The sequence below is a fragment of the Photorhabdus heterorhabditis genome (genome assembly GCF_001280945.1).
Lineage (GTDB): Bacteria > Pseudomonadota > Gammaproteobacteria > Enterobacterales > Enterobacteriaceae > Photorhabdus > Photorhabdus heterorhabditis.
The window spans coordinates 1-2438 of record NZ_LJCS01000139.1; the positions used below are offsets into that span (position 1 = coordinate 1).

2 protein-coding genes are annotated in these 2438 nt (G+C 52.6%); both read right to left on the bottom strand.

The annotated features are described in order from the left end of the window. Positions 1-1798: T6SS phospholipase effector Tle1-like catalytic domain-containing protein (locus tag AM629_RS20845; RefSeq protein ID WP_054481701.1), on the bottom strand; the 1798-nt coding region annotated here is incomplete at its 3' end. Beyond that, positions 1786-2298 carry a Tli1a family immunity protein gene (locus AM629_RS20850; RefSeq protein WP_054481704.1) on the bottom strand — a complete coding sequence of 171 codons (513 nt, stop codon included), beginning with the start codon at positions 2296-2298 and terminating at the stop codon, positions 1786-1788. The genes AM629_RS20845 and AM629_RS20850, both read right to left, overlap by 13 nt. Between the last annotated feature and the right edge of the window lie 140 nt (positions 2299-2438).

Genomic DNA, 2438 nt, shown 5'->3' on the forward strand with positions numbered 1-2438 from the left:
CTTTCCGGTAGTCACTGCGAAATTCCGCTGCCGCTTCCCGCAACTGCTTCTGGGCGATTTCCGGGTCAAAATCCGGCACACCGGGTACTAACACCGGCGGTTCCTTACCGCCGCTAATAATGTATTCAATCCACTGGGCTCTCCGTTTCTTTGACACAGCATCCTGCCTGTCTTTCCTCGCCTGCTCACTCTGCGCATAATGCGCCTTATCCGCGTCACGGTTAGGGGCGGCAAGAAAAAACGGCGTACTGAGTAGCCTCCCATTGGCGTAGCGTTCGATACGCCAGGCAGTCAGCCAGTCCATCTGGTTTTTCATGGCCTGCTCCAGCGCCACAGCTGACCGTACCGGCTCAAAGCGGGCCGCCTCTTCGGCGGACAGCGGTTGTTCCGGCATATCAAGTCCCAAAGTGACTTTGCGCCAGGCGTTGAAGCGGTTGACTACATCTGGTGCAATTTCGAATTCATCCAAGACATCTGGATGTAAAGCCCGCCAGACATTCTTTCTTAAATTTTGTGGAAGAGATGCAGCATCGACTTTCAGTGGTGCACCAATCTCGAAGGCCGCCGCATACATCTCATGCAAAGCAATCTGGGATAAAAGGAAACTATCGTTTTCCCCTCTCGCCTTACCCTGATCTCCCGGCGGATAACCCCCACCCAGATCAGAATGCACGCCGGGATAAATCACCTCGGTGCTACCGGTCGGGTAGGTCCCATCGGAACGGCGAATCGAATCCATCGGGAAACTCAGCCGCTGTTCATGGGTCGAGACCAGATGTACACAGCGTTTCACCAACCCGCCGTAAGTCTCCTCCGATGGCAGCTCCTGCGTGCCGTCTGCCCAGGCCATATGACCCTCAACGACAGGAACCATATGGCTCACTCCAACCGACGCCACCGTGTCAAACAGCCCGAGAAACTCCACACTGATGGGCAGGTTACAATCCGGGTCGGTTTCGTTTTTCGCCTGCAGACACTGTGATGGCTTCAGGTCATCCCCTTTCGGAGGCGGCAACAATTCAGCCAGCCAGTTGACAAAGGCCCGGGCCTCTGCTGCCCCACGGGAAAAACCATACACATACAACTTCATCCCCAGCAATTTGGACTTGCCCCGACCGGGCTGGCTGCGGGCTACTTTTAGCTCACGTTTTAAACGGGAAAGCTGCTTATAAAACTCGCTATAACGGTTATGCGCCCCTCCCAGGTCCAATGTGTACCAGGTGGTGGACATCGCTTCCAAGGATTTTTGACAAGCCGCATCATCAATTTTGTCATTTACTAATACCCGCTTTAATACATCAATCAACCGCAGTAACGCCCAGTTAATCCGGTCCTCCCCCCGGTCAGCAAAAGCCAGCCCCCACGTGCTGTAATCCAGCTCATTAATTTCCGGGAAGGGGGTACCCACACCGGGGATATAATACTTGAAGTACTTTCCACCGGTGCTTTCGACATCATCCAGTAACGGCTTACCTGCCGCCCCACCCGCATAACCAGCCCCAATCGTCGCCTGAAACAGCCGAACGATATTAGTCGGATGGTGAGGAACAGCCTGATAAAGGTCGTTATATAAATTATTGCCGGTGCCATCAAAAAACAGACTGACATGCAACGTTTTACAGCAAGGCGGTATCACCCGGCGCTCTGCCGCCAGACACAATTCCTGATGGTAAGCCCTTTCATCACTGGTCTGACGGTGACAATTTTGCCCGACCAGATAGCTCTGAGTAGGCAACCGCCCCTTCGTGGGAAAGGGAGCGGGCAACCAGACTGTATCATGATGATTTATTTCGGACATACTTTCGGCTCCTTCATTTCTAACGGTTCTTTAATCGGATAATTGGGACTATTGTAGGTAGCACAGGACGTCGTCACCTTCACCTGATCACAGGGTAAGAAATGCACCGTAATCCCACAGGTGCGCTGACCGGTATAATCGGGCACTGGCACTACCTGACTATGCTGGCGTTTTTGGGCATTGATTTTTTCCTTCCATACCAAATATTCGTCCCATTTATCGAAGCCAGGAAACCCTTCCGTAGTTCCCACCCCGGTTTCCCAATCCACCTTAACCGTCATCCCCGGTTTCCATTTCTCCGGAGCCCGATAGCAACAGCCACCGCCCCCCCCCTGATATGGCCCGATACTATCGATACCGGGATTATCATCCACACTGAACCGGTTAATCGCCCACTTGGTATGGTTAATCGCCTCAATGGTTCCTGCCTGCGCCGGAAACTGGCTACACGCCGCCAGTAACAGGCATAAAACCGCCCATTTAGTCCGGTGTTTCTTCATCTTTCTCTCCTTCAATAAGGCATAATCTGGCTTTGAGATGTCTGTCGGCATTATTTCGGACATACTGTCGGCTCCTTCATTTCTAACGGTTCTTTAATCGGATAATTGGGACTATTGTAGGTAGCACAGGACGTCGTCAC